Annotated in this window: 23 protein-coding genes; 11 read left to right on the top strand and 12 right to left on the bottom strand. The window is 41.4% G+C overall.

Annotated elements, in window-relative coordinates; genetic code table 11:
* Positions 1–28: 28 nt before the first annotated feature.
* Positions 29–688: a PorT family protein gene (locus NU887_RS13170; protein WP_258423845.1), complete on the bottom strand. Its 660-nt coding sequence runs from the start codon at positions 686–688 to the stop codon at positions 29–31.
* Positions 689–967: 279 nt separating this feature from the next.
* Between NU887_RS13170 and NU887_RS13165 the strand changes: the two genes are divergently transcribed.
* The 4 genes from NU887_RS13165 (at position 968) to NU887_RS13150 (ending at position 7687) form a co-directional block, all read left to right on the top strand.
* Positions 968–2395, top strand: a complete 1428-nt coding sequence (locus NU887_RS13165; protein WP_258423844.1) for a DUF1593 domain-containing protein — start codon at positions 968–970, stop codon at positions 2393–2395.
* 106 nt (positions 2396–2501) lie between these two features.
* A complete protein-coding gene (locus NU887_RS13160) occupies positions 2502–3398 on the top strand; it encodes an alpha/beta hydrolase (protein WP_258423843.1) in 897 nt (298 codons plus the stop codon).
* A gap of 105 nt (positions 3399–3503) precedes the next feature.
* Positions 3504–6773 carry a S41 family peptidase gene (locus NU887_RS13155; protein WP_258423842.1) on the top strand — a complete coding sequence of 1090 codons (3270 nt, stop codon included), beginning with the start codon at positions 3504–3506 and terminating at the stop codon, positions 6771–6773.
* Positions 6774–7042: 269 nt separating this feature from the next.
* Positions 7043–7687: a hypothetical protein gene (locus NU887_RS13150; RefSeq protein WP_258423841.1), complete on the top strand. Its 645-nt coding sequence runs from the start codon at positions 7043–7045 to the stop codon at positions 7685–7687.
* Between the two features lie 1016 nt (positions 7688–8703).
* On the opposite strand, the gene NU887_RS13145 is transcribed toward NU887_RS13150, so the two are convergent.
* Complete coding sequence (locus NU887_RS13145) at positions 8704–10740, bottom strand: S9 family peptidase (RefSeq protein WP_258423840.1); 2037 nt, start codon at positions 10738–10740, stop codon at positions 8704–8706.
* A 189-nt stretch (positions 10741–10929) separates the two neighbouring features.
* On the opposite strand from NU887_RS13145, the gene NU887_RS13140 reads away from it, so the two are divergent.
* Positions 10930–12252: an acetylxylan esterase gene (locus tag NU887_RS13140; protein ID WP_258423839.1), complete on the top strand. Its 1323-nt coding sequence runs from the start codon at positions 10930–10932 to the stop codon at positions 12250–12252.
* 21 nt (positions 12253–12273) lie between these two features.
* Here NU887_RS13140 and NU887_RS13135 read toward each other — a convergent pair whose 3' ends face one another.
* Positions 12274–12396: a hypothetical protein gene (locus NU887_RS13135; protein WP_258423838.1), complete on the bottom strand. Its 123-nt coding sequence runs from the start codon at positions 12394–12396 to the stop codon at positions 12274–12276.
* 66 nt (positions 12397–12462) lie between these two features.
* Positions 12463–12693 (bottom strand): hypothetical protein, encoded by a 231-nt coding sequence (locus NU887_RS13130; protein WP_258423837.1) that lies wholly within the window; start codon positions 12691–12693, stop codon positions 12463–12465.
* Between the two features lie 286 nt (positions 12694–12979).
* On the opposite strand from NU887_RS13130, the gene NU887_RS13125 reads away from it, so the two are divergent.
* The 4 genes from NU887_RS13125 to NU887_RS13110 all read left to right on the top strand — a co-directional run bounded on the left by NU887_RS13125 (position 12980) and on the right by NU887_RS13110 (position 17254).
* Positions 12980–14362 carry a site-specific DNA-methyltransferase gene (locus NU887_RS13125; protein ID WP_258423836.1) on the top strand — a complete coding sequence of 461 codons (1383 nt, stop codon included), beginning with the start codon at positions 12980–12982 and terminating at the stop codon, positions 14360–14362.
* 9 nt (positions 14363–14371) lie between these two features.
* On the top strand, positions 14372–15067 hold the full coding sequence (locus NU887_RS13120) for a hypothetical protein (protein WP_258423835.1): 696 nt from the start codon (positions 14372–14374) through the stop codon (positions 15065–15067).
* Between the two features lie 67 nt (positions 15068–15134).
* Positions 15135–15749 (top strand): DUF4230 domain-containing protein, encoded by a 615-nt coding sequence (locus tag NU887_RS13115; RefSeq protein WP_258423834.1) that lies wholly within the window; start codon positions 15135–15137, stop codon positions 15747–15749.
* Between the two features lie 53 nt (positions 15750–15802).
* Complete coding sequence (locus tag NU887_RS13110) at positions 15803–17254, top strand: arylsulfatase (protein WP_258423833.1); 1452 nt, start codon at positions 15803–15805, stop codon at positions 17252–17254.
* Between the two features lie 76 nt (positions 17255–17330).
* Here NU887_RS13110 and tsf read toward each other — a convergent pair whose 3' ends face one another.
* From tsf to NU887_RS13085, 5 genes are all read right to left on the bottom strand, one after another.
* Positions 17331–18161: a translation elongation factor Ts gene (gene tsf / locus NU887_RS13105; RefSeq protein WP_258423832.1), complete on the bottom strand. Its 831-nt coding sequence runs from the start codon at positions 18159–18161 to the stop codon at positions 17331–17333.
* A 102-nt stretch (positions 18162–18263) separates the two neighbouring features.
* Positions 18264–19025, bottom strand: a complete 762-nt coding sequence (gene rpsB / locus NU887_RS13100) for a 30S ribosomal protein S2 (protein WP_258423831.1) — start codon at positions 19023–19025, stop codon at positions 18264–18266.
* A gap of 41 nt (positions 19026–19066) precedes the next feature.
* Positions 19067–19453 carry a 30S ribosomal protein S9 gene (rpsI, locus tag NU887_RS13095; RefSeq protein WP_258423830.1) on the bottom strand — a complete coding sequence of 129 codons (387 nt, stop codon included), beginning with the start codon at positions 19451–19453 and terminating at the stop codon, positions 19067–19069.
* A gap of 11 nt (positions 19454–19464) precedes the next feature.
* Positions 19465–19908, bottom strand: coding sequence for a 50S ribosomal protein L13 (rplM, locus tag NU887_RS13090; RefSeq protein WP_113925655.1), 444 nt, complete (start codon positions 19906–19908; stop codon positions 19465–19467).
* Between the two features lie 121 nt (positions 19909–20029).
* Positions 20030–20740 (bottom strand): RluA family pseudouridine synthase, encoded by a 711-nt coding sequence (locus NU887_RS13085; protein WP_258423829.1) that lies wholly within the window; start codon positions 20738–20740, stop codon positions 20030–20032.
* Between the two features lie 212 nt (positions 20741–20952).
* On the opposite strand from NU887_RS13085, the gene NU887_RS13080 reads away from it, so the two are divergent.
* On the top strand, positions 20953–21756 hold the full coding sequence (locus NU887_RS13080) for a HipA family kinase (protein WP_258423828.1): 804 nt from the start codon (positions 20953–20955) through the stop codon (positions 21754–21756).
* Positions 21734–22117, top strand: a complete 384-nt coding sequence (locus NU887_RS13075; RefSeq protein ID WP_258423827.1) for a DUF3037 domain-containing protein — start codon at positions 21734–21736, stop codon at positions 22115–22117. Before NU887_RS13080 ends, NU887_RS13075 begins: the two co-directional genes overlap by 23 nt.
* A 19-nt stretch (positions 22118–22136) precedes the next feature.
* Here the strand turns inward: NU887_RS13075 and NU887_RS13070 are convergent, their stop codons facing one another.
* The 3 genes from NU887_RS13070 to NU887_RS13060 all read right to left on the bottom strand — a co-directional run bounded on the left by NU887_RS13070 (position 22137) and on the right by NU887_RS13060 (position 24850).
* The gene (locus tag NU887_RS13070; RefSeq protein ID WP_258423826.1) at positions 22137–23219 is read right to left on the bottom strand and encodes a sensor histidine kinase; all 1083 of its coding nucleotides are present in this window, start codon (positions 23217–23219) and stop codon (positions 22137–22139) included.
* 2 nt (positions 23220–23221) lie between these two features.
* Positions 23222–23911: a response regulator transcription factor gene (locus NU887_RS13065; protein ID WP_258423825.1), complete on the bottom strand. Its 690-nt coding sequence runs from the start codon at positions 23909–23911 to the stop codon at positions 23222–23224.
* Between the two features lie 150 nt (positions 23912–24061).
* The gene (locus NU887_RS13060) at positions 24062–24850 is read right to left on the bottom strand and encodes a DUF3108 domain-containing protein (RefSeq protein WP_258423824.1); all 789 of its coding nucleotides are present in this window, start codon (positions 24848–24850) and stop codon (positions 24062–24064) included.
* Positions 24851–25001 lie beyond the last annotated feature (151 nt).

Here is a 25001-nt window from a genome sequence, read left to right as displayed (position 1 = left end):
AAAGCGAAAATTAAAAGGACATTTTTCATTAGTATACTAGAATGAGTTGAACCTGATTGATACTGTTGGGAATAACCGGACTGTTGACAAAATCATTGAGAGATTGATAAAACCTTAATTCTACAAGTCTTTTTCCCAAATAAGCTCCCGCCCCAAAGGAAAATCCATATTGGAGTTTGTTGATTTCTACCTCGAAGTTATTGACCGAATTGCCATTAAGAGTGGTGCTTTGTGAACTGTTTAGGACATATTTGGCAAAACCCCCGGCAGAAATTGTTCCTTTGTATTTTCCTCCATAAGTCAATACCAAGGGCAGCGCATCCACACCGAAGATCAGGTTGCTAAAGGAAGTGATGGCTTCGATATCAGGATTGATGGAATTGTTTTTGATGTTTTGGTATTCCACGTAGGGTTCAAGTCTGAACCTGTGGTAATCGCTCATTTTCCAGTCAAAGACCATTCCCAAAGCTGCTCCGAATTTATAGTCCGAAGCTATCTGCCCAAAGGACAAATCTCCGTAGTCAAAGAAGTTCATTGAAGGGGAAAAGCGGATTCCTTTTTTAAATTCGCTTGATTTTTCAGGAATACTGTCATTGAGTGTAGTAGCTTTTGCCTCGATTCCCGACATGATAAAGCCTATCAGCGGAAGTATGGCAAAAAAAGACTTTTTGATTTTGATGATTTTCATTTCAATAGGGATTATTCCTGTTTTATTTCCATTTTCCAGTTTAAGGGCCTTTCTTAAAAAATCAAGTGAATTCAAAAGTCTGACCCATTATTTAAGAAACCCTAAACTATTGAATTGGAATTGAAAATCCGATTTGATGACATGTTTAGTTTTTAAAATTTTGGATTCTGATGATAAAAAATTTTTATGAATCCTTTTTCATTTCATTTTTAATTTGAAGAAAGGAGATTTATTCTAATTATTATTAACTTAAAAACTTCAAATAAACCTGAAATTTCGATGCCTCATAGATCTTTATTCCTCATTTGTTGTATAGTCTTACTTACTGTTAATCAGGTATTAAAAGGACAGACAATACTTTCCTTCGAAGAGCCCGTCAAACAGCGGCTTTTTGTCCTGACTGACATCACCAACGAACCGGACGACCAACAGTCATTAGTACGGTTGCTGGTTTATTCCAATGAATATGACATCGAGGGAATCGTGGCTACGACTTCTACTCATTTACGAAACGGAATCCGAAAAGACAAAATCGAAGAATTGGTGCGCAACTATGGAAAGGTCAAATCAAATCTTGACAAACATGCTTCTGGATTTCCTACAATGGAATACCTTCTTGGCATAACTACGCAGCACCTACCATTGTTTAGCATGGATGGGGTGGGCGAGGGCAAAGATTCTCCCGGTTCTGAAATGCTCATTAAAGCTGTGGACAAAGCCGATGACAGGCCACTTTGGGTATCTGTCTGGGGCGGGGCAAATTGTCTGGCACAGGCTCTTTGGAAAGTAAAAAACACCAGGTCAGAAGCAGAGGTCGCAAAATTTGTTGCCAAACTTAGGGTTTATGCCATTTCTGACCAAGATTTTGCTGGACCTTGGGTCAGGCATAATTTTCCAGGGATTTTTTATATCGTGGATGCAAGTGCAGGAGACAATTGGAGGGAATATTACAAAGCAACCTGGACAGGAATAGCAGGGGACCGCTGGTACAAGAATGCCCCAATGGTTGATTTTGAGTTGGTCGACAATCCATGGTTGAATGCCAATATCAAGGAAAATCACGGTCCCTTGGGGGCCAATTACCTTGATGTTATCTATATCATGGAAGGTGATACGCCTTCTTTTTTTGGTCTGATCAATAACGGTTTGGGATGGTACAAAAGCCCCACTTATGGCGGCTGGGCCGGGCGATATGAATGGTGGCAGTCTTACGGAGAAAAAGACAAAATCTGGACATCATCGATCAATACCCAAGATGAAATCACCTTGGCCGATGGCCGAAAGGAAGCTTCCAATCAGGCGACAATCTGGAGATGGAGAAAGGCGTATCAGCATGATTTTGCGGCAAGGATGGACTGGAATATTGCCGATGATTATAAAAAAGTCAACCACAATCCTGTCATTGTACTCAATGGAAACAAAGGAAAAGCTTTGGCATTTGGGAAAGTTGAAAAGGGAAAAACAATCAAGCTTTCTGCAAAGGGAAGCATGGATCCCGACGGAGACCAAATCAGGTACAAGTGGTGGATCTACAAGGAAGCCGGCGCTTATACCGGAGACCTGGAATTATTTGATCCGCATGCTATGGAAATTGAATTCGTGATGCCTGAATTGGGTGAGGGCCAAACCTTGCACGTTATCCTCGAAGTTGAAGATTCTGGTAGCCCTTCTTTGGTTTCATATAGGAGAGTGGTTTTAGGCAATTGAAAGTGTTTGAATTTCGATTGGTGGAATTATTTCCCTTGGTAAAAATCCGCTTAGGCTATTTAAATTTTCACAGTAAATTGTAACACTTCCAAAATATCCCAAAATCATGAAATACCTCTTCCTTTTTTGCTTTTGTCTCATGTCATCTTTGCTTTTCTCCCAAACCGAAATGCCTTTATATGAGGGACCGATTCCTAATTCCAAGGATGTGCCCAATGTAGAAACTTCTGAGGTGAGGGATGATGGGATTTTGATCATCAGCAAAGTAACCGTCCCCACACTGACTGCCTATCTTCCGTCCAAAGAAACGGCAACAGGCAAAGCCATCATCATCTGTCCCGGTGGAGGATATTGGTTGTTGGCAGCGGGGCATGAAGGTCATGATGTGGCAAAGGAATTTGCAAAAAGAGGTGTTGCTGCTTTTGTATTGAAATACAGGTTGCCGAATGGATTGGCCATGGAGGATAAAAGCATCGGGCCGCTTCAGGATGCACAGCGCGCCATCCAAATGGTTCGGGAAAATGCAGCCAAATGGAATGTAAAACCAGATCAAATAGGAATCATGGGATTCTCTGCCGGAGGTCATTTGGCTTCCACTGCTGGTACGCATTTCAAAAGGGAAGTGATAGAAAACCCAAAAAAGACAAGTCTGAGGCCGGATTTTATGGTTTTGGTATACCCTGTGATTACCTTTGATAAAGAGGTGGGCCACAGTGGTTCCTCCAAAAATCTGATCGGGGAAAGACCTCCTCAAGGGATGATCGACCTATATTCCAATGACAAACAAGTCACTGCCGAAACGCCACCCACCTACCTTGTTCATGCAAAAGATGATCCTGTCAAAATTGAGAACTCTTACCTTTTTGAAGCAGCATTAAAGCAAAATAATGTTCCTGTCTCCCATACTTACTTCGAAAAAGGGGGACATGGTTATGGCATGATCAATCCCACTTCTGAAGTCCGATGGATGGATGATGTCGAAAAATGGATGAAGGCCTTTTAAGGCCTTTTTTCATTTCTGTCCCAAAATCTCCCATTTTCAGACCAAGGTTTTTAAAAAACCATGTTTAATTTCTAACTTTTGAGAAATACCAAAACCCAAACCACTATGAAAAAAATACTCACTCTACTCTTTTTTATCTGTACAGTTTTTCCATCTTTCTCCCAGATCAATGCAAAATTAATGCGCTACATGGACGTGTCCGATACGCACATTGCCTTTGTATTTGGCGGAGATATCTGGACGGTTCCCAAAGGGGGAGGAATGGCATCCCAACTCACCAGGTCGCCTGGTGAAGAATCCTGGCCGAGATTTTCTCACGATGGGAAATCCATTGCATTTTCAGCAAGCTATAATGGCAATCTTGATGTGTTTATGATGCCGGTTACCGGTGGTGTACCAACACGGGTGACTTACAAGTCTTTTCCAGACCGCATGATCGATTGGCATCCTGATGGGAAACAGTTGCTCATCGGATCAACAGGAGAATTGGGTGGAAGAAGGCTGCTGAACCAGTTTTTTCTAGTCAATAAAGAAGGTGGTTTTCCTGAGAAGTTGCCTTTGCCCTATGGAGAATTGGCGAGTTTCTCACCTGACGGAAAGCAATTGGCTTACATCACCAAAATCACTGAAAATTATCCTTTCAAAAGAATCCGCAGTGGCAACAACTCCGATATCCTGATCTATGACATGGCTTCCAAAAAGGTCGAAAATGTCACCAACAGGATAGCCATAGATGGCAAACCGGCTTGGTCGGGATCGACGGTTTATTTTCTTTCGGATGAAAACCCTGACATGAGATTGAATATCTGGTCTTATGATACCAAGACCAAAGCCTTGGTACAGCTAACAACTTTCAAGGATTTTGATATTTCCTATCTTTCAGCAAGTGAAAAGGAACTGGTTTTTGAAATGGGCGGTGACCTGTACCTGATGGACCTTTCTACCAAAAACTACAAAAAAGTAGATGTTCACGTGGTCAGTGATCTATCTGTTGAAATGGCCCAGCAAAAAGATGTGAGCAAAAACATCGCCAATATGACCGTGTCACCGGATGCAAAAAGGGTTGTTTTTCAGGCAAGAGGCGAACTGTTCAATGTTCCTTCAAAGGAAGGTTTTACTCTCAACATGACCCAATCAAGCGGTGCTTTGGACCACAGTCCAGCATGGTCTCCTGATGGCAAATCTGTCGCTTATTGGAGTGACAAATCCGGGGAATATGAAATATACCTTCAAAATACCCAGGGAAATCAGGAAGCCAAAAAACTTACAGACCGAAAAGGCGGATTTGGATACACTTTGCATTGGTCTCCAGACAACAAAAAATTAGCTTTCATAGATGAAAAGCACGATATCTCAGTAGTAGATGCCGTGTCTGGCCAGATAAAAAAAGCCGGGAATACCCATTGGGTCATCGGACATGGTGGAGCCCCGGGTTTTCCGATCTCTTGGTCTCCGGATTCCAAGTATGTGACATTTCCGATTGGTCTTGAAAATGCAAATACCGCCATTTTCATCTATGATGTAGAAGGAAACAAATTGACTCAGGCGACTTCAGGGTATTATTCAGATGATTCGCCGACATTTAGCAAGGACGGAAAATACCTCTTTTTCCAGACCAACCGGAATATGGATCCTGTTTACTCAGCTTTGGGTGACGGCACATGGGTATATCCCAACGCGACCCAAATCGGGGCAATCAGCTTGAACAAATCTGTGGCTTCGCTTTTGGCTCCAAAAAATGACACCATTACGGTAACTACCGACAAGAAGCCTGACGAGAAGAAACCTGAAGAGAAGAAAGCCAATGGCGTTCAGGTAGCTATTGATTTTGATGGATTGGAGTCTAGGGTGGTAATACTTCCTGTCAAGCCGGGCAATTTTGGAAAGATGACAGCGATTGACGACAAATTGGTTTTTATGAGATATCCTCGAACCGGATCGGGAGACAATGGCTCAACTTTGATGTATTATGATATCAAGGAGAGGGAGGAAAAAACCATTTTAGAAAAAGTGAACAATTTCGTAGTCTCCGCAGACGGCAAATCCATTTTGATATCCACCAATGGACAATTTGGAATCATAGCAGCAAATGCAGCCCAAAAAATGGAGAAGCCGATTCCTACCACGGGTCTTGTGATGAATTGGGTGGCTAGGGAAGAATGGAATCAGATTTTCAATGATACATGGAGGCGGTACAGGGATTTCTTCTACGATCCTAATATGCAGGGTGTGGATTGGGATGATATGAGGAAGCGTTATGGGGCTTTGATCAAAGATGCCCGGACACGTTGGGACATTACCAATATCCAATCCAACATGCAGGCAGAACTTGCCGCAGGCCATACCTATACCAATGGAGGAGATGTAGAATCAGTGACACCTTTGATGACGGGATTTCTTGGAATCGAGTGGGCAAAAGACGGAGACCGATACAAAATAAAAAGAATTGTAAAACCCGCTGCCTGGAATACCGAAGTCAGATCGCCTTTTGACAGGTCAGGCGTGGAGGTGAAGGAAGGGGATTATATCCTTGCTGTCAATGGCATCAAGCTCGATCCGAACAAAGATCCTTATGCGGCATTTGAAGGATTGAGTGGAAAGACGGTTTCCTTGACAGTGGGGCAGAAAAACGGCAATTCGGAATCAAGTAAAGACGTGGTGATCACTTGTCTTACACCAAATGAAGAGGGAAATCTCAGGTACTTAGAATGGCTGGAAAATAACAGAAAACTAATCGAGAAGCTTTCCGATGGACAGCTTGGCTATGTCTACATGTCCAATACTGCAGGTGACGGACAGCGAGAATTGGTCAGTATGTATTATGGCCAATTGGACAAAAAAGGATTTATCATCGACGAAAGATTCAATGGCGGAGGGCAATTGGCAGACAGATTTTTGGAATTACTCCAAAGACCGGTAGTCTATAACCTCCATTGGAGACATGGCCGTGACCATACCAACCCGATCAAAGCCAATACCGGACCGATGGGGATGTTGATCAATGGTTGGGCAGGTTCCGGTGGTGATGGACTTCCTTGGGCTTTCAAGGTGTTGAAAGCAGGACCGATTGTCGGAGAAAATACACTAGGGATTTTGGTGGGTCCTGCGACAGGACATCAGTTGATAGACGGTGGAGGAATCACCGTTCCGGATGCAAGACTCTATGACAATGCTGGACATTGGTTTTGGGAGGGAGAGGGTGTTAGCCCGGATATAGTCGTGTGGGATGACCCTAACCTGATGATGCAGGGAAGAGATCCTCAGATGGAAAGGGTAGTGCAGGAAGTATTGAAACTCATTCCTACCAATCCATCTACCATGACTCCTGCTCCGGCCTATGAAGACAGGACGGCGAAAGGAATGAAGAAGAAGTAATTTGATTATCCTCAAGTCAAAGGCCTGTGCAATTGAACCTCAACCCGAGTTTTATTTGGATAGTTACCATAAAGCGTACTATAATAAATATAAAATGTTTTATCCATCCCGATTCCGGCAAGATCCACCCTTGCCGGAATTGGGATTTTTTTTACAACAGGGTTTTCTGTCCTGATTGGTAAGGATTTTTGGATTATTGGCAAATAATCATTTAACCCTAATTTTTTTTCCAATAAATTCAAATCAATAATCCAAAAATTGATTTTAATATGTTGTCAGAAGAAGAAAAAGAACTTATCAGATTAAGGGAAACTTGCCGGTTTGAAGTCAGGGAAAAACTTCAAAATGAAGCTGACAAAAAGATTGGATGGGGGAAAGTGATTTATTTTTTCAACAGCAAACTCGGCCTTTGGATATTGTCTGCTGTTTTTCTCTCCGGTGGGGTGGTGGCCTATGATGATTATAAAGAGAAAAAGGAAGACAAAAAATCCCGAACCGAATTGGTGGAAAAACTGGATTTGGAAATCAGCTATAAATTCAACAGGGTGATATATTTTATCGATGAACTTAGCGATAAAAAAGGTGAAAATTCCCAGATTCTAGTCACGGCGAGTATAGACGATGTACGTGAAATCGCCTTGGGTTTGGATAAATCCTCAGGGAAAAAGGGCGATTACCTCAATGGAGATTTCCAGAACTGGAGCCTTTTGGCGCTGATGGTCGAGCTCAGGAGGCAACTGTGGAAATCAGGGATTAAGGATGCAGAATTGGATCAGGTGATTACCCACATGACAGATCTTCCGGCGTTTTTCGAAGGCAAGAACACCGACTATGCCAACATTCCTGCGATCAAAAAACTGATCAGGGAAAATCTGATTTTATCGAGATGGGAAAATCAAGGCTTTGTTTTGTAGTGGTCAAACCAGCTTATTATCGCTGACACCCGGCCCCCACCTGGAAGTAGTCAAACGGTGGATAGTGGACTGTGTGGGATTTGTAATTCCACCCTTTTTTCCTTTCCATCCATTACAATTGTCGCAGATTTGCATAGTACCATTGCCATCGAAACCCTGAAGGGGATTTTAACAAATAAAAAGCCTATTGGACAAATTGGATTTATATCAAACTAATCAGATATTTAAAAAATTGCCGCAACCTATTGCTGCTATCTCAACAAAATCAGGAGATTAACTTCACTAGTAGCGTTAATTAAACGTTGTATGCAATTTGTAATTGGACAATGTAAATATGATATGAAGGACATTGGATTTATCATAAGCATCGTAATAGTGCTAGGTTATTGTTATCTGACAATAGTTAATTCTTCTCGACAAAAGGACAAGTACTATTATAAATTATTTGAGACAAGTACTTTCTTGCTTCATCTTTTGGGAGCAGTTCTGTTGGGACTCTTTGGAGTTTGGCGGGTGACGAATTTTGACACAAGAGAATTTTTGTACTTTGGACCTTTAGTCTATCTTTTGTTTTTGAGACTTTTTAACTACCTGACAATTTTTATTTATGGCCGACCAATAATCTTAGCGACTAGATGGGACTCTCCACCTAAAGGAAAGAACGGAATTAAGTTCTATGACAGATTTGTTGGATTGATACTTTTACTAATTCCAATTGGAGGTGGTTTGATAATATTAAAATGGATTCAGAGTTGGAGTTAAATTAAAAATAGCATACAACAATTCATTTTTGCAAGGCTGGTTAAGATGCTACGAATGTTCACTGCATTTTCCCTTTTATCCTTCCATCCACGATAGTAATCGGGATGTAATTGGATTCAACCAAACACCCAAATGAAAAGTAATTTTTGGTAAAGTGAATTGCATCCCGACAGCTGTACGGGATCATTTCATACAAAGGCGGAATTTCAAATTCCGCCTAGCGTTCCCACCCTTTTACACCTAGAAATCGAAAATCAGGGTTTTGCCTTATAATGATCAAACCAACTCAATATTGCAGCCACTTTACTCATTAACATACTCGGCTTGTCGACCAATCCATGTGAGGCATTGGGAATTCTGACCATGGCGGTTTCGACTTCTTCTAACTTCAATGCCGCATAATATTGCTCAGATTCTCCGATGGGCGTTCTGAAATCTGATTCTCCTGTCAGCAACATGGTCGGGGTTTTGACATTGCCGACCAAGGAAATCGGAGAGCGTTTCATATAATTTTCGGTTTCTTCCCAAGGTTTTCCCGGGAACCAATACTTGGTAAAGAACGCCGGATTATCCGCATAGAGAGCATGGCTATACCAATTGATTACCGGCTTGGCAACTACGGCAGCTTTGAATCGGTCTGTTTTTCCAATAATCCAAGCAGTCAAAACACCCCCACCGCTTCCTCCTGTGACAAACAGATTTTTGGTATCAATATATCCTTTAGCAAGTACCGCATCTACGCCTGACATCAAGTCATCATAGTCGTTGCTTGGGTAATTGTGGTGGATGAGGTTTCCAAATTCTTCTCCATATCCGGTGCTACCTCTTGGATTGGTATAAAGCACGACATAACCTGCAGCAGCCATCGCCTGCAATTCATAGGTAAATGATTTGCCGTACATCGTGAATGGACCTCCGTGGATTTCGAGGATCATCGGGTATTTTTTGTTAGGGTCAAAATCAGGCGGCGTGATGATCCATCCCTGCACTTTCCTTTTGTCAAAAGACGATTCCCACCAGATTTCTTCAACATTTCCTATTTTTCTTGAATTGAATAAATCCTCATTGACCCTTGTAAGCCTGTTGGTATTTCCATCTCCCCAAGTACCCAAATCAGCCGGATGCTCTGTTCCGCCTAAAGTATAGGCAAATCTGTTGTTGGCAGATACTGTAAATTGGCCAACTACATATGGCCTACCTAGATCCAAACCCCCAAGTCCCTCAGTGATAGTCCGTACTTTTCCTGTCAAGGCAACATGGCCTATTTTGATATCTCCATGTTCGCCATATTGGAAATAGATTCCCCTGCTGTTTCCTTCCCAAATGATATTTTCAATATCTCGGTCGAGATCCCCACCGAGCATTTTGGAATCCGTTCCGTCGGCATTCATTACATAGAGTTTGGTCACTTGATATCCCTGAAACCTGTCATCAAATCCCAAATAGGCGATTTTGCTGCCATCTGGAGACAATACAGGATTGGAATCAGGTCCAAATCTTTTGGTCAAAGGACTGATTTTTCCATCAGCCAAGGTGAGTTGGTAAACTTCGGAATTCAAGGGTTCGAGTTCGTGCTTTTCGTGGAGGTTTGCAGAAAAGATGAGCGATTTTCCGTCTTTGGACCAAATTGGATTACCATGGTTCAATTCAGAAAAGGTGTGTTGGGTAGGTTTTCCGCCCTCGATTCCCAAAGTAAAAATCTGTGTGTTCCCGCTTTTTAAGTAGCCCGCCCCATCGCTCCTGTAATTCATCTGATCGATGTAAATCGGTGCATCGTTCCATTTTGCACCTTCAGGTTTTGTTGGGATTTTAAGCAATATTGACTTATTTTCTTTTGGTACAAACATCGAAAATGCCAGTTGCTTGTCGTCTGCTGACCATGATACTTCTCCGGGTGCAATTGCCGAATTGGTCAAAGCCACAGTCTCTTTCGTGTCAAGCCACATCAGATAAAGCTTCATTTTCTCATCCTGCATATTGGATTTGAATACAATCTTGCTGCCGTCATGTGACCATCTCGGCATAAAATCCCGCTGATTTCCTTGGGTCAGCGGCCTGTTTTGACTTCCGTCAAAATTGACTATCCAGAGATTGGACAGGTCGCTGTCAGTCATGACATCCTTGAAATTGCGGACATAAATGATCTTGCTGCCATCCGGTGAAATCTGCGGATCGGAGACATATTCCAGATCAAAAAGGTCCAAAAGTGTCAGGTTGGACTTTGTCTGTCCTATTGCTTCATAGGAAAGCAGGAGGAATAAAAGGGGTAAGTAGCTTATTATGCGTTTCATAAGGGGGAGTTTGGCTGGTGGATGATAGTGTTATTATGGAAATTGAATATAAGGTAAATCATTCCTTTTTAATAGCCTAGAATGAAATGTGTAAACGGAGATTCAAAAAAAGAAGGAAGGTACAGGATTCTAATTGCTCATAATAATTGCAGATTTCAAAGTATATTCAAGCGACAAACCAAAATGACCATGAATCAAAAATCAACTTTCAAACCAAACCTGCATTTCCATTTTGGGATGCTGCTTCTGCTTTGCTTTAGCATTTCTTTTGAATCTTTTTCCCAGATCCCAAGGCAATTCCTCGAAATCTCTGTCGTCCCGGACAGGGAAGATTGGACCTATAAAACAGGTCAGAACGTGGAATTTTCTGTTTCTGTCACCCAATCAGGCCGACCTGTAGCTGTCGAGAATGTCCGCTATGTAGTCAAAGAAGAAAAAATGGAACCGATCAAAGAAGGCTCCTTGAAACTGAAAGATGGAAAGGCAACCATCGAAAAATTCACTATGAAAAATCCCGGATTCCTCAGGTGTGAGGTTTTTGCAACCATAGACGGAAAAGAATATCGGGGTATCGGAACCGCAGGATTTGAGCCTGATAAAATCAAACCTACCGTCAAAATGCCAAAGGATTTTGAAGAGTTTTGGAACACAGGAAAAGCTGAACTTGCCAAAATCCCGATGGATGCCAAGATGGTCCACCAACCTGAAAGAAGCACAGACCAAGTGGATGTATATCATGTCAATTTTCAAAATGTGCGAAATAGCCGAATTTATGGCGTCTTGTCTGTACCCAAAGGCGGCGCTAAATATCCTGCTATTTTGTTGGTCCCCGGTGCAGGTATCAGGCCTTACTTCGGTGACGCCAACAAATCTGTCCGTGGGGCGATTACCTTGCAGATCGGTATCCACGGAATCCCGATTGACATGAATCAGGAAGTATACAACAACCTTGGTTCTGCGGCTCTGAATGGTTATCCGACTTTTAATATTTGGGACAAAGACCTTTACTATTACAAGAGGGTTTATTTGGGATGTATCCGTGCGGTTGACTTTTTGGTTTCCCTACCCGAGTATGACGGCAAAAATCTAGGCATCCAAGGCGGAAGTCAGGGTGGCGCGTTGTCGATCATTACAGCGGCCTTGGATCCTCGGATCAAATACCTCACTGCCATGTATCCGGCCATGAGTGACATGACAGGATATCTCGAAGGAAGGGCAGGAGGTTGGCCCCATGTTTTTGCCGGTAATAATTTACAGAAATTCAACAAGCCCGAAGTCATCGAAACCATCGGTTATTATGATGTGGTCAATTTTGCAAGGATTCTCAAAACCCCCGGATTTTACACTTGGGGATACAATGATGACACTTGCCCACCTACTTCCTACTATTCAGCATTCAATGAAATTAAAGCCTCAAAAGATGTTTTTGTGGTTCCTGAGACCGGGCATTGGACTTATCCTGAGCAAGGTAAAAAAGCTGACGACTGGATTTTTGGAAAGTTTGGAAAATGAGTTTTTGACACCAAAAAGTTATTACACATAAAAAACTCCCGCAGCTGCATCGGTTTCATAAAAGAAAGATTCAATGAATTCGAGATAGATGCGGGAGATTATTTTACTCAAAATAATGAACCTGTTGTTTCTTGAGAGAAACATCAGAGACTGGGTTTGAAGGGTCGAAGTCAGTCAAAGTGGACTACAGATCGATATGGAACGTATGGACTATTTGATTTTTTCCACCTCTAATTCTTTCAAATCACTTTCTTCAATGACTTTGCCCAAGTCTAAACCTCCTCGAAAGACAAGCATTCCTCCGGCAAGACCCATCGGAAGATTTTTATTTTGAATGCCCTGTGTCAACAGGTATGTACCTGAAAATAGCATCACGGCAGGCTCAACGGTTTTGAGGCTTTTTTTGGCGATTCTAAATATTGAATTCAATAGCAGTGACATGACTTTTATATTTATGCAGTCTGTTTTAGACGGCGGTTTAACAATCACTAATTTAATCACAAAACAGTTACAATTCATGTTACCCAATGTTTTGTTAAGGACTGAAAATATTTCCGGGCGAAATTGGTTAAACCCAATCTTTTCCTCAAATAATTAACTTTTACCTAGGTTGCAAAAACCATGCATTTTTTAGTAATCCCAAGGGATAACGGCTATTTTTAATCTACACCAAGTGCTTTTGGGAATTAATTGTATTTTTAGTGTTTCAATTTAGAAAACAATCTGAATGAGCAAATCCGATTACAGTAACCTTTCCAAAGAACAACTTCTTGAGATGATCCACCACTTGGACAGAAGCAGGAAGTATGGATTGGTATGGGAGGAAGAAAAGGAACCTGAAAAAGTGGTTGCTGAAATTCAGGATAAAGTTCCGGTATTGCGGGAAATCCAAGACAGGGAGATTTTCAACAGTGCCGGTCAACCTACCCATCTGCTGATCGAAGGCGACAATTTTCACTCACTCACAGTTTTAAATCAGACCCATCAGGGCAAAATTGACCTCATTTACATAGATCCTCCTTACAACACCGGTAAAGAAAACGAGTTTCTCTACAATGACCGCTATGTGGACATCAATGACGGTTATCGACACAGCAAGTGGCTGTCCTTTATGTGGAAGCGGCTGAACCTAGCTAAAAATCTTTTGAAAAGCTCCGGTGCGATTTTTATTTCCATCGATGACAATGAGATTGCACAGCTGAAGTTGCTCTGTCAGGAGATTTTTGGAGAGGAAAATTTTATAGCCCAATTTGTCAGAAAAAATAAAGCAGGTTCCGGACATGACAGCGGTCAGGTCGCAGTGGAGTTTGACTACATGCTTTGCTTTGCAAAAAACAAAGCCGAATTGAAGTTTGCGAAGGAGAAGCTCGATGTGGAAAGTGACAAGAAGTATAGGCTTTCGGACGCACATGTGGAGTTTAGGGGGAAATATTACCTCCGTGATTTGGATTACCGAGGTTCCTATAGTGAAAGCATGGATTATGTGATTACCGCGCCTGATGGGACAGAGATGCGTTCCGGAGGAAAATTTGGGAAGCCCAACACTTGGAGGTGGAATCAGGACAAATTGAAATGGGGAATTGAAAACGATTTTATCGTATTCAAAAAAACCAACAAGCAATGGAAAGTCTATATCAAACAATATCAGTTTGTCGACAACCTCAACCGAAGGCGGGACCGACAGCTTCCTTATCGCGCTTTGATCCAGTTTTTGAATTCGGAAGGAAGTCAAGAACTGAATGAAGTGGTGGAGCAAAGTATTTTCAAATTCCCCAAACCGATAGGCTTGATCAGGTTTTGTATCGATTTGTTTGAATCCAAAGAAATCACCGTGCTGGACTTTTTTGCAGGATCGGGGACGACCGGGCATGCAGTTTTGAAGGCAAACGAAGCGGATAGCGGCAAAAGACAGTTTATCCTCTGTACCAACAATGAGAACAACATCTGCGAAGAAGTGACCTATACACGTGTTTCTAAGGTGATCCAAGGCTATCAGGGACCCAAAAAACTTCATGCTCCGATTGCACAGAATCTTAAATATTTTAAAACCGGATTTTTGGAGAACGCAAAAGAAAACCATCAGGAAGAAAGTCACATTTTTGAATCTTGAGAAAACAGAATGGTCAGTTTCGAGCATATCCTTCACCTTCCTCTGACCGAATCAGAAATCCTCGAATCGATCCAAAAAGCAATTGAAAATACAAGTATCTCGGAATTGGACAATCTCCGATTCCGTCATCCAAACATCCAATTTGATTGCATGATCAGAGGGTATTTGGGCGAATTTGCGATCCAGAAATGGCTCAAAGAAAATGGGATTGAAGTTGAAAGGACGAATCTCAAATTGGAGGTCGATCAGGTAGACATAGACTTTGTATATAAAGGCCAAAATATTGAACTCAAGACTTCCTTGGTTCCCAATGCGGACCAAACGGTCAAAAATGCCCTTCTCAACCGAGATATCAAACTGATCAGAAGGGAAGAGAAAATCGAAAACCTTAGAGGGGATATTCACTTGCAGGTTTTTTTCAACCAAAGAAGAAAAGCAAAAGACGATTGGTTAAAGGCTTTGAAGGTTGATTTGGGCCTTAAAGATCCTAAATACCTGTATGATGCTTTTTGTGCCAAGCGATACCAAGCGGACTTGTTTTTTGTGGGTTGGATTGATAAGATTACTTTGGTGAAAAGGATAAATCTTATGGGAGAAAGAGAAAGGACTTGGACATTTCAGAAGTCAAAGCGTGAGTTTTGGTCCTGCAGGATTCTGGAATCAAATAAACCTGTTGAACTGATCCATTTCTTGAAATCTATTTGATTTAGATCCTCCAAATTTCTTTGTAAACGCACTTAATTTTCCCCAACTTTAAGCAAAATCTTTGATCATGAACAGGTTTATTTTCGGCTTTATTGCGGCACTTTTGGTACTTGGAAGCATTTGGTATTTTGTAGGGAAAAGGGAAAACAAAGACGAGATCCGAGCCAACTCGGCCATGATTCAGCAACAAATCCAAAATGTTGGAAAATTGATTGTGACAGAGGGGTATTTTTCACAGGTATTTACTTTCAAAAATTCACAGAATCTTTTTTTGGATATCGTCACTTCGGACAAAAAAGCCTTGGTTGTAGCAAACGCCAAAGCGACAGTTGAATATGACCTGAGGCAGTTGGAGACAAGGATTGATGAAGAAAACAAAACGGTGGTAATCACCAAAATTCCGGAACCCGTCATCAATATCTACCCTGAAATCGAATATTACGACGTGACGCAGGATTACTTCAATAAGTTTGAAGCCAAGGATTACAATAAAATCAAGAACAGTGTGACCGCCCAATTCCGCAAGAAAATAGAATCCTCAGGTCTCAAAGACAATGCACAAAAGAGATTGATGAGCGAGTTGGTCAATATCTATGTCCTTACCAAATCCATGGGCTGGACGCTGATGTACAATGAAGTCATCATTGAAAATGCTGAGCAGATGAAAAATTTGAAGCGTTAAGGAATGGTGACTTTATTTCCATAATTTTAATTTTCCCGAACTAAGCCTGAATTATGAAACTCCAATTCTTCCTTTTCTTTTTTCTGATCATTGGGTTGATTTCTTGTGGACAAAGCAAAGAAAAATCCAATGAGGAAACAGAATCCGCGAAACCCAACATCATTTTTATTCTCGCAGATGACCTTGGCTATGGAGACTTGGGTGTAACAGGGCAAACTAAAATCGAAACCCCAAATATCGATAAGCTGGCAGGAGAAGGAATGCTATTTACCAACCACTATACAGGTACGACGGTTTGTGCACCATCGCGGTCAGCTTTGATGACAGGCTTGCATACTGGGCATACACCGATCAGGGGGAATTTTGAAGTACAACCTGAAGGGCAATATCCGATGCCTGATAGCATCATGACCATTCCAAAAATGATGAAAAAGGCTGGCTACGCCACCGGAGCATTTGGCAAGTGGGGATTGGGTTTTATTGGGACCTCGGGTGATCCCAACAATCAAGGTTTCGACAAGTTCTTTGGGTACAATTGTCAACGCTATGCGCACCGCTACTATCCTGAATACCTTTGGGACAACAATCAAAAGGTGATGCTAGAAGGAAATGACTGGACCAACAAAACCACCTATGCTCCCGAAGTCATCCATCAAGAATCCTTAAAATTTATCGAAAACAATAAAGACAAGCCATTCTTTATGTTCGTGCCTATGGTGACGCCACATGCCGAGTTGGCGACATCAGACACTGTATTATTGAAAAAGTATAGAGAGAAGTTTGGGGAGGAAAAACCGTATCTCGCTCCCAAAGGACATGACTATGGTCCGGATATCATTATTCCCGGATATCAGTCAGTGGAATATCCCCGAGCGGTTTACGCTTCCATGGTGGAGCAATTGGACAGGCAAGTCGGAGAGATAATCCAAAAACTCGAAGAACTCGGATTGACCGAAAACACCATCATCATTTTTGCTTCAGACAACGGACCACATCAGGAAGGCGGCAACGACCCGGATTTTTTCCAAAGCAATGCAGGGAGAAGAGGTTATAAAAGAGATTTGTATGAAGGAGGAATCCGGACTTCACTGATTGTGAAATGGCCGGGAAAAACTAAACCTGGATCACAGACTGACCACGTTTCAGCTTTTTGGGATTTCTTACCCACTTTTGCTGAGATCGTAGGGGAAAAAGTCGAAAGCAAAATTGACGGGATTTCATTTGTTCCCACCTTAAAAGGCGAGTCAGAACAAATGCAGCATGAATACCTCTATTGGGAATTTGTAGAATTGGGAGGAAGGCAGGCCATCCGAAAAGGAGACTGGAAAGCAGTCAGGCTAAATGTCAAAAAAGACAGGAATGCTCCCATTGAACTGTATAACCTTAAAGATGATCCCTCAGAATCCCGAAATGTGGCAACTTCTAATCCTGAATTGGTCAAAGAAATGGCCAAGCTTTTTGAGTCGACACATGTTCCCAATCCTGTTTTTAAGTTGTTTGAATAAAAAAACCTTCGGCTTTTGACCGAAGGTTCTTATTATTTTATAACTAATTAACCATTCCGATAGCTATCGGAACCAATTAACCGATTGTAATTCTCTTGAAAGCAGACACAGTCAAACCTTTGCTGACTCCATCAAGGTATTGTGCAATGGTTTTTGCATTGTCTTTTACGAATACCTGGCTAAGCAAAGTGCTTTCTTTGTAGAACTTCTGCAGTTTACCCAAAGCGATTTTTTCCAACATTTCTTCAGGCTTGCCTTCTTGTCTTGCTTGGTCTTTACCGATTTCGATTTCTCTTTCGACAGTAGAAGCGTCTACGCCGTCTTTGTCAACTGCCACAGGATTCATGGCTGCAATCTGCATGGCTACGTCTTTTCCTGCTTCTTCTACGTCAGCACCTTTGGTGTTAACCAAAGAAACCAATACGCCCAATTTGCCATTGGAGTGGATGTAAGGAACTACTGTTTCACCTTTGATGACTTCGTAGTGGGAGATTTCGATTTTTTCACCGATTTTTCCAGTCATTTCAATGATTTTGTCCTGAACAGTGATTGATTCATATGGAAGAGCAAGAATTTCAGCTGTTGAAGCGCAATGATTGCTCGTTGCGATAGTCAACAATTCATTTGCAAAATTTACGAATCCTTCGTTTTTGGCCACAAAGTCAGTTTCGCAAGTCAATGAAAGCAAAGTACCGACAGTTCCGTCAGCACTTACATGAGTGACGATAGTCCCTTCTTTGGTTTCTCTGTCAGCTCTTGAAGCTGAAACTTTCTGACCTTTTTTTCTAAGGATGTCAATCGCTTTTTCGAAATCACCTTCAGCTTCGGTAAGGGCTTTTTTGCAGTCCATCATACCGGCACCTGTCATTTGTCTCAGTTTGTTTACTTCTTGTGCAGTAATAGCCATTGTTATTGTCTTTTATTTATTTAAGAATTTCTTATTAAACAAAAAATTGAACACAGGGCGCTACCTTATGTTCAATTTTTGTAATCAGTATATCAAAGTGGATTACTCTTGTGACTCTGCGTCGACAGCTTTTTTTGCTTCTTCCTCTTCGGTAAGTTTAGCATCTTCTTTGTCTCTTTTCCTCTCGGAAAGACCTTCTTCGATAGCTGTACCAAACGCTTTGATCAACAAAGAGATGGATTTGTATGCATCGTCATTGGCAGGGATTGGAAACTCCACCTCATTTGGGTTGGAGTTGGTATCTACCAAAGCGAAAACAGGGATACCAAGCTTTTGTGCTTCTGCGATCGCAATGTGTTCTCTTTTGATGTCTACTACAAAAAGAGCAGCAGGAAGTCTGGTAAGGTCAGCTATACCTCCCAAAACACTTTCCATTTTCTCTCTCTGTCTTGTGATCATCAAACGCTCTTTTTTCGCAAGGTTGGTGTAAGCGTCTTCTTTCATCATTTTATCGATGGTAGACATTTTTTTCAACGACTTGCGTATAGTAGCGAAGTTGGTCAGCATACCGCCTAACCACCTTTCAGTGACATAAGGCATATTGAGTCTGCGTGCTTCTTCAGCCACCAAGTCTTTCGCCTGCTTTTTAGTAGCGACGAACATTACTTTTTTTCCTGAGCGTACGATCTGCTTGATTGCGTTGGATGCTTCTTCGAGGCAAACAAGCGTTTTGTTTAGGTCAATGATATGGATACCGTTCTTCTCCATGAAGATATACGGGGCCATTCTTGGATCCCACTTTCTCGTCAAGTGTCCGAAATGAACACCAGCATCCAGTAAGTCTTTATATTCTATTTGTGCCATTAATAAATATAGTTACGATATAAAATTCAAAGAATTCCTGATTAACGTTTGGAGAACTGGAATCTCCTTCTTGCTTTTCTACGTCCTGGCTTCTTACGCTCGACCATTCTTGGATCTCTGGTAAGGAATCCTTCTTTTTTCAAAGCAGATCTGTGTTCAGCATCGAATTCGCATAGCGCTCTGGATATTGCCATCCTTGCAGCTTCGGCTTGTCCTGTGATACCGCCACCGTCCAGATTGATTTTGATATCATAAGAACCTTCAACACCTACTAGGGCTAAAGGTTGTTTTACAATGATCTGGTGTAGTTCGAAAGGGAAATAAGTTTCGATCGCTCTGTCATTTACAGAGATCTCTCCTTTGCCCGGTTGCATGTAGATTCTGGCGACAGATGTCTTCCTTCTACCTATTGTATTGATGATTTCCATGTATCCTGGGATTAGAATTTGAGTTCTTTTGGTTGCTGCGCAGCATGAGGATGCTCAGGACCATTGTAAACAAACAGATTTCTGTACAATTGGCTTCCAAGTCTGGTCTTTGGAAGCATACCTCTAACAGCTTTTTCTACAAGGATTGAAGAAGACTTAGCCTTCAACAATTTTGGAGTAGAAATACGCTGCCCACCTGGGTAGCCTGTATGGCGAACATAGACTTTTTCGTCCATTTTTCTGCCGGTCAGCCTTACCTTGTCTGCATTGATGACAATCACGTTGTCTCCGCAGTCTACATGAGGGGTGTAGTAAGGCTTGTGCTTACCCCTCAAAATTTTTGCAACCTCACTCGCAAATCTACCTAATACTGCAGCCTGGGCATCCACTACCACCCAGTTCTTCTCTACAGTAGCAGCATTCGCTGATTTGGTCTTGTAGCTTAATGTATCCACTGTGTAAATGTTTAATTATTAGCTTGTTAAATATACTTCACCCTCAAAAAGGGACACAAAGATAGAAGTAATTTCTTTTTATTGCAAAAGAAACAAATTTATTGCCCACATTTTCTTTGAGTTAGCCGTTTTTTTCCAATTGTTTGACCAATACATCAAAGTCTTTTGGGTAAGGTGCAACCACTTCTATCCTTTCTTCTTTGGTTCCTTTGAACCCGATCGAATAGGCATGGAGTGAAACCCGCTGCATGATGGGCAATTCATCAGTCCCTTTTTTGAGGTTAAACCGTCGCTTAAGTGCGGACAGGTAAACCGGCTTGCCACCATAAGTTTCATCACCACATATCGGGGATCTCAGATAGGCAAGGTGAATCCTGATTTGATGAAGTCTTCCGGTTATCGGCTTGCACTCGATGAGCGAATGTGCATAATAAGTTTTGACTGTATTGAAAATGGTCTGGGCCGGTTTGCCGTCCTTGGTCAATTTTGCAATGCCCTTATTGTTTGCGTGGATTTTTTTGTCCACCATTACCTCTTTGTATTCGTGAATGCCTTCCACCACAGCGTGGTAGACTTTATTTACTTTCCTGTCTTCAAACTGGATCGCAATATTCCGGTAAGCTTCAGGATTTTTGGCAATGACCAAGCAACCTGAGGTTTCCTTGTCGAGTCTGTGGCAAACTTGGGCATCCGGGATATACTGTTTAGCAAGATCGAGGATGTTTTGCGCCTCGTGCCTGTCGTCCAATGTCGACAAATAGGGAAGTTTATTGATGACAAGGTAATCCTCGCTTTCAAATAGAATAAGGTCCTTAAAATCAATTTTTTTCATGCTTATCTTTTCCTAACAGGGGCGCAAAATTATAGAATTAATATCAGTGCAAAAAATTTTGTTAGATTATTGTTGGCAGACTTCACCAAAGTGATTCCTGATTTAATTTAGAAATACTATATTTTCTAATCTGATTCAGCTTAATATACTTCGGTGAATATATACTAAGATCTAATAACTTTACAATCTGAAATCATCCTATTGAATTAATCATGGATACAACTTTTCAAAATCTCCACCTTCGTACCGTCAATGTCATGCGCTATGTGATGCCGCTGCGGGAAGGTGGTTCTTTGCCGGCCTTGGCAGAAGCGGATGATGGGTTTGATTATGTACTCAAGTTCCGGGGCGCAGGTCAGCGGGAAAAGGCCCTGATATCAGAATTGATGGGTGGGGAAATCGCAAGGATGCTTGGGCTGAAAGTTCCGGAATTAGTGTTTGCCTACCTCGATGAGGCCTTTGGAAGGTCTGAGGGGGATGAAGAAATCCAGGATTTGCTCAAAGGCAGTCAGGGGCTGAATCTTGGCCTTCACTTTTTATCCAAAGCACTGACTTTCGATCCCGGAGCTTCCAAAGTCAATGGCTTGCTTGCTTCCAAGATAGTATGGCTCGATTCCTTTATTACCAATGTGGACCGGACTTTCCGCAATACCAATATGCTGATCTGGAAGCGTGAACTTTGGTTGATTGACCATGGGGCGGCATTTTTGTTCCACCATTCTTGGGACAATTGGGAACGGCATGCCACCGGACCTTTTCCTTCCATCAAAGACCATGTGCTTTTGCCGTACGCGGATAGGCTAGAGGAAGTGAATAGGGAATTCCGCGAGAAACTTAAAATGGATCAGGTTTATACCTTGATTGAAGCTCTTCCTGATGATTGGCTTTTGGCTTCCCGGGATGTGGAGACGGCTGAAGAGGCAAGGTCAGTGTATAAACAATTCCTTTCACTCAGATTGGAATATTCGGATGTATTTGTAAAAGATGCGCAAGATGCAAGGCAAACACTTATATGAGTATGCGGTCATCCGTGTAGTTCCACGGGTGGAGCGTGAGGAATTTGTCAATGTGGGCGTAATTCTCTGTTCTAAAAAAGAAAATTTCTTAGAAAGCAGGATTCAACTAGAAGAAGGAAAGTTATTGGCTTTGGATCCTGAGGTTGATTTGGAATTGCTATGCGATTATTTGGACTCATTTACCAAAATTTGTGAGGGAACAAAATCCGGTAGTCCAATAGCTGAGATGGATCCTGCTTCAAGATTTAGGTGGCTGACAGCCCTGCGGAGTTCCATGATACAGACCTCAAGGCCACATGGAGGATTGACAGGGGATCTGAAAAAAACTTTGGAGGAACTTTTTGCCCAATTTGTTTCCTGACATAGATGGATTTTTGGTTTCAGACAAACAATGAATTCAAGGTTTTAAGGACAGTCTTTTCAGGGGACTTTTCCAAGGGTAGTTCAAAACTGAATATGGAGCCTTTGCCCAAAGTACTGCTGACTGAGATCTTACTTTTATGCCCTTCCAGGATATGTTTGACGATTGCGAGTCCGAGTCCGGTGCCGCCTCTTTCGCGGGACCTGCTTTTTTCCACCCTATAAAATCTTTCAAAAATACGTTTTAGGTCCTCTGCAGGAATTCCTTTGCCGTTGTCCTTGACTTCAACAGTAATTTGGCTTTTATGGGTTTTGAGGTGTACTTCCACCTCGCCGCCGTCATTATTGTATTTAAGGGCATTGGAAATGAGGTTTTGGCAAACCCGGAAGATTTTCTCTTTATCAGCAACCGTTTTGAAGGATTTTTCTTTGTCATAAAAGAAACGGATCAACATGTCCCGCTTTGCTGCTTTATGCTCTAGATCCTCGATGACTTCATGGATCAAATCCTTTAAATCGAAAGTTTCAAAATGGAATTTGACTACACCGCTTTCCATTTGATTGAGAGTGAGAAGATCCTGAACAAGCTTATCCAACGCATTGAGGCTTTTTGCAGCCCGCTTGAGAAACTTAAGCCTTACGGATTTGTCATCCACAGCGCCATCGAGCAGGGTATGTATGTAACCCTGTGCCGCAAAAATCGGAGTTTTCAATTCATGGGAAATATCAGCTATAAATTCCCTCCTGAATTCTGCGTTTTTTTGAAGTGCCTCGATTTCCTTGTTTTTGGTCTGAGCATAGATATTGATAGAAGTATTGATTCTTCTGAGGGGTGAAATTGAAAGTTTGTCAGATTTTTCTGGAATATTGGAATAGTCTTTTTTTTGAATTTTTTCCAAGACGCTATATATATCACTGATCTCTTTGAAGACCAAAAATTCAAGGGTGATATTTGTCAATATATAGGAAACAGAGAAAGAAATGCCTCCCGCAACTATTAAGAGGGTTGGTGTGGCATCATCCAATAACAGTAAAAATGCCACTGTCAAGGCTGAAATCGCCAAAGCCAAGATCAATGAAATACCCCTCGATGTGGTGAGCATACTTAATTCAATTCGAATTTATAACCCACTCCTTTCACAGTGGTGATGTAATCTTCCCCGATTTTTTCACGGACTTTTCTGATGTGGACATCGACAGTTCTTGCTAATACAAATACATCTGTTCCCCAAATATTCTGCAATAAATCATCTCTGCTGAAAACTATATTCGGGTTTTTGGCGAGAAAATATAACAGTTCAAACTCTTTTTTGGGAAGTGTGATGGTCTTACCGTTTTTATCAATGGTATAACTTGTTCGGTCTATGATGAGGTCTTTTATTTTGATTTGGGCTACTTCATTTTCTTTTTTGGATTCCCTTCTGAAGAGTGCCGCAATCCTGCTCATCAATGCTCTTGGCTTGATCGGTTTAGTGATATAATCATCTGCCCCTACGTCAAATGCGGCTACTTCTGAATATTCTTCAGCTCTTGCTGTCAGAAATATGATAAAGGTTCCTTTGAGTTCCGGGATTTCCCTGATTTGCCTGCAGGTTTCGACACCATCCTGATTGGGCATCATGATGTCCAAAAGGATTACATCGGGAAGAAACTTGGCTGCAATCTTTACTGCCTTAATTCCATCTTCTGCTGATTCTACCTCATATCCCTCTTTTTTGAGGTTGTAAGTTAGAATATCAATGATATCAGGTTCGTCGTCAACGACCAGAATTTTGACTTTTTGTTTGTCACTCATGAGAAAATAGCGGGTTATGATAGCGCTAATGTGATGCTAATTTATAAAAAGGCATCACAAAAAATGTTTTAATAATGTCAAAGGTATCAAATACAACATAAAATTTTTTTTCAGCCACTTAATGTTAATCCAATGTTAACTGACTGTAAATTAATTATTACGAAGATTTTTGGCTTCTATGATTTCCATATCCAAAGAACCGATCATCAACTTTGCTTTAATCCGTAATGGGATTTTGTTTTTGTCATCAGACACCCATACAGTCACAGGATGGTCTCCTCTGAATAATTTGTTTTTGGGAATAATAGGCACCAAAACGTAGGATTCAAATTTCCCGATGGTCGTATCTACCCATTCCTTTCTCCTGTATATTAATTTTACGTTATAAATTTCTTTATCAAAAAACCCTACTAGGTGAATGGTGTCTCCAGGTTTGTATTTCTTAAAATCAAGGGTTCTCAAAAAATAAAATCCGCTTACAATGTCCTGCACCTGCGAAGGAACAGGATAATCTTTTGTGTCGACTATATTTTTGTTTTCTCGGTCATATAATTTTACATGGGCATTTTTCATTTTATGGTCAAAAGTTACCCGTTCGTGTTTCCGGTATCTGCCTTCTTCGATGTGTCTGTATGAATGATGCGGGATTATTTTTGCAGTATCGAGATAACTGCCCCAATTGTCATTTACATTGAAAAGTTTGAAAACGCCAAGTGTTTGGCCGAATACATCTATTTTGTAGGTAGGGATATTATTTATCGTTGAGATTTCAGGATTGACTACCATCCTTGCTTCTGCAGCATCAAAAAAACCAAACGTAACCTTAAAAAGCAGTTCCTCTCCTTTTTGAAAAGCAGTGTTTTTCTGTGCAAAACCAGAAGAACATCCCAATAGAAAAAATATTGAGACAATTACTGACCTTTTAAACCGTTTTTTCATTAATTTTTCTTTTCTACCAAAAGGTTGTCAAATCTTATTTCAATATTAGCGATATATTTAATAATACGGATTTTTGGTTGCTCAAAGTATAAATACGCAATCCTTTTTGGAAGTGTTCGGGTTCCAATTATCTATCATTAATTTACAAATT

The sequence above is a fragment of the Aquiflexum gelatinilyticum genome (assembly GCF_024741135.1).
GTDB classification, from domain to species: Bacteria; Bacteroidota; Bacteroidia; order Cytophagales; family Cyclobacteriaceae; genus Cognataquiflexum; species Cognataquiflexum gelatinilyticum.
Note: the sequence above shows the minus strand (reverse complement) of the source record. Positions and strands in the feature narration are given on the sequence as shown.

Excerpts from the sequence above, each read along its gene's own strand:
- NU887_RS13170 (WP_258423845.1), bottom strand. The coding sequence starts at position 688 with ATGAAAATCATCAAAATCAAAAAGTCTTTTTTTGCCATACTTCCGCTG.
- NU887_RS13165 (WP_258423844.1), top strand. The coding sequence starts at position 968 with ATGCCTCATAGATCTTTATTCCTCATTTGTTGTATAGTCTTACTTACT.
- NU887_RS13160 (WP_258423843.1), top strand. The coding sequence starts at position 2,502 with ATGAAATACCTCTTCCTTTTTTGCTTTTGTCTCATGTCATCTTTGCTT.
- NU887_RS13155 (WP_258423842.1), top strand. The coding sequence starts at position 3,504 with ATGAAAAAAATACTCACTCTACTCTTTTTTATCTGTACAGTTTTTCCA.
- NU887_RS13150 (WP_258423841.1), top strand. The coding sequence starts at position 7,043 with ATGTTGTCAGAAGAAGAAAAAGAACTTATCAGATTAAGGGAAACTTGC.
- NU887_RS13145 (WP_258423840.1), bottom strand. The coding sequence starts at position 10,740 with ATGAAACGCATAATAAGCTACTTACCCCTTTTATTCCTCCTGCTTTCC.
- NU887_RS13140 (WP_258423839.1), top strand. The coding sequence starts at position 10,930 with ATGAATCAAAAATCAACTTTCAAACCAAACCTGCATTTCCATTTTGGG.
- NU887_RS13135 (WP_258423838.1), bottom strand. The coding sequence starts at position 12,396 with ATGTTTCTCTCAAGAAACAACAGGTTCATTATTTTGAGTAAAATAATC.
- NU887_RS13130 (WP_258423837.1), bottom strand. The coding sequence starts at position 12,693 with ATGTCACTGCTATTGAATTCAATATTTAGAATCGCCAAAAAAAGCCTC.
- NU887_RS13125 (WP_258423836.1), top strand. The coding sequence starts at position 12,980 with ATGAGCAAATCCGATTACAGTAACCTTTCCAAAGAACAACTTCTTGAG.
- NU887_RS13120 (WP_258423835.1), top strand. The coding sequence starts at position 14,372 with ATGGTCAGTTTCGAGCATATCCTTCACCTTCCTCTGACCGAATCAGAA.
- NU887_RS13115 (WP_258423834.1), top strand. The coding sequence starts at position 15,135 with ATGAACAGGTTTATTTTCGGCTTTATTGCGGCACTTTTGGTACTTGGA.
- NU887_RS13110 (WP_258423833.1), top strand. The coding sequence starts at position 15,803 with ATGAAACTCCAATTCTTCCTTTTCTTTTTTCTGATCATTGGGTTGATT.
- tsf (WP_258423832.1), bottom strand. The coding sequence starts at position 18,161 with ATGGCTATTACTGCACAAGAAGTAAACAAACTGAGACAAATGACAGGT.
- rpsB (WP_258423831.1), bottom strand. The coding sequence starts at position 19,025 with ATGGCACAAATAGAATATAAAGACTTACTGGATGCTGGTGTTCATTTC.
- rpsI (WP_258423830.1), bottom strand. The coding sequence starts at position 19,453 with ATGGAAATCATCAATACAATAGGTAGAAGGAAGACATCTGTCGCCAGA.
- NU887_RS13085 (WP_258423829.1), bottom strand. The coding sequence starts at position 20,740 with ATGAAAAAAATTGATTTTAAGGACCTTATTCTATTTGAAAGCGAGGAT.
- NU887_RS13080 (WP_258423828.1), top strand. The coding sequence starts at position 20,953 with ATGGATACAACTTTTCAAAATCTCCACCTTCGTACCGTCAATGTCATG.
- NU887_RS13075 (WP_258423827.1), top strand. The coding sequence starts at position 21,734 with ATGCAAGGCAAACACTTATATGAGTATGCGGTCATCCGTGTAGTTCCA.
- NU887_RS13070 (WP_258423826.1), bottom strand. The coding sequence starts at position 23,219 with ATGCTCACCACATCGAGGGGTATTTCATTGATCTTGGCTTTGGCGATT.
- NU887_RS13065 (WP_258423825.1), bottom strand. The coding sequence starts at position 23,911 with ATGAGTGACAAACAAAAAGTCAAAATTCTGGTCGTTGACGACGAACCT.
- NU887_RS13060 (WP_258423824.1), bottom strand. The coding sequence starts at position 24,850 with ATGAAAAAACGGTTTAAAAGGTCAGTAATTGTCTCAATATTTTTTCTA.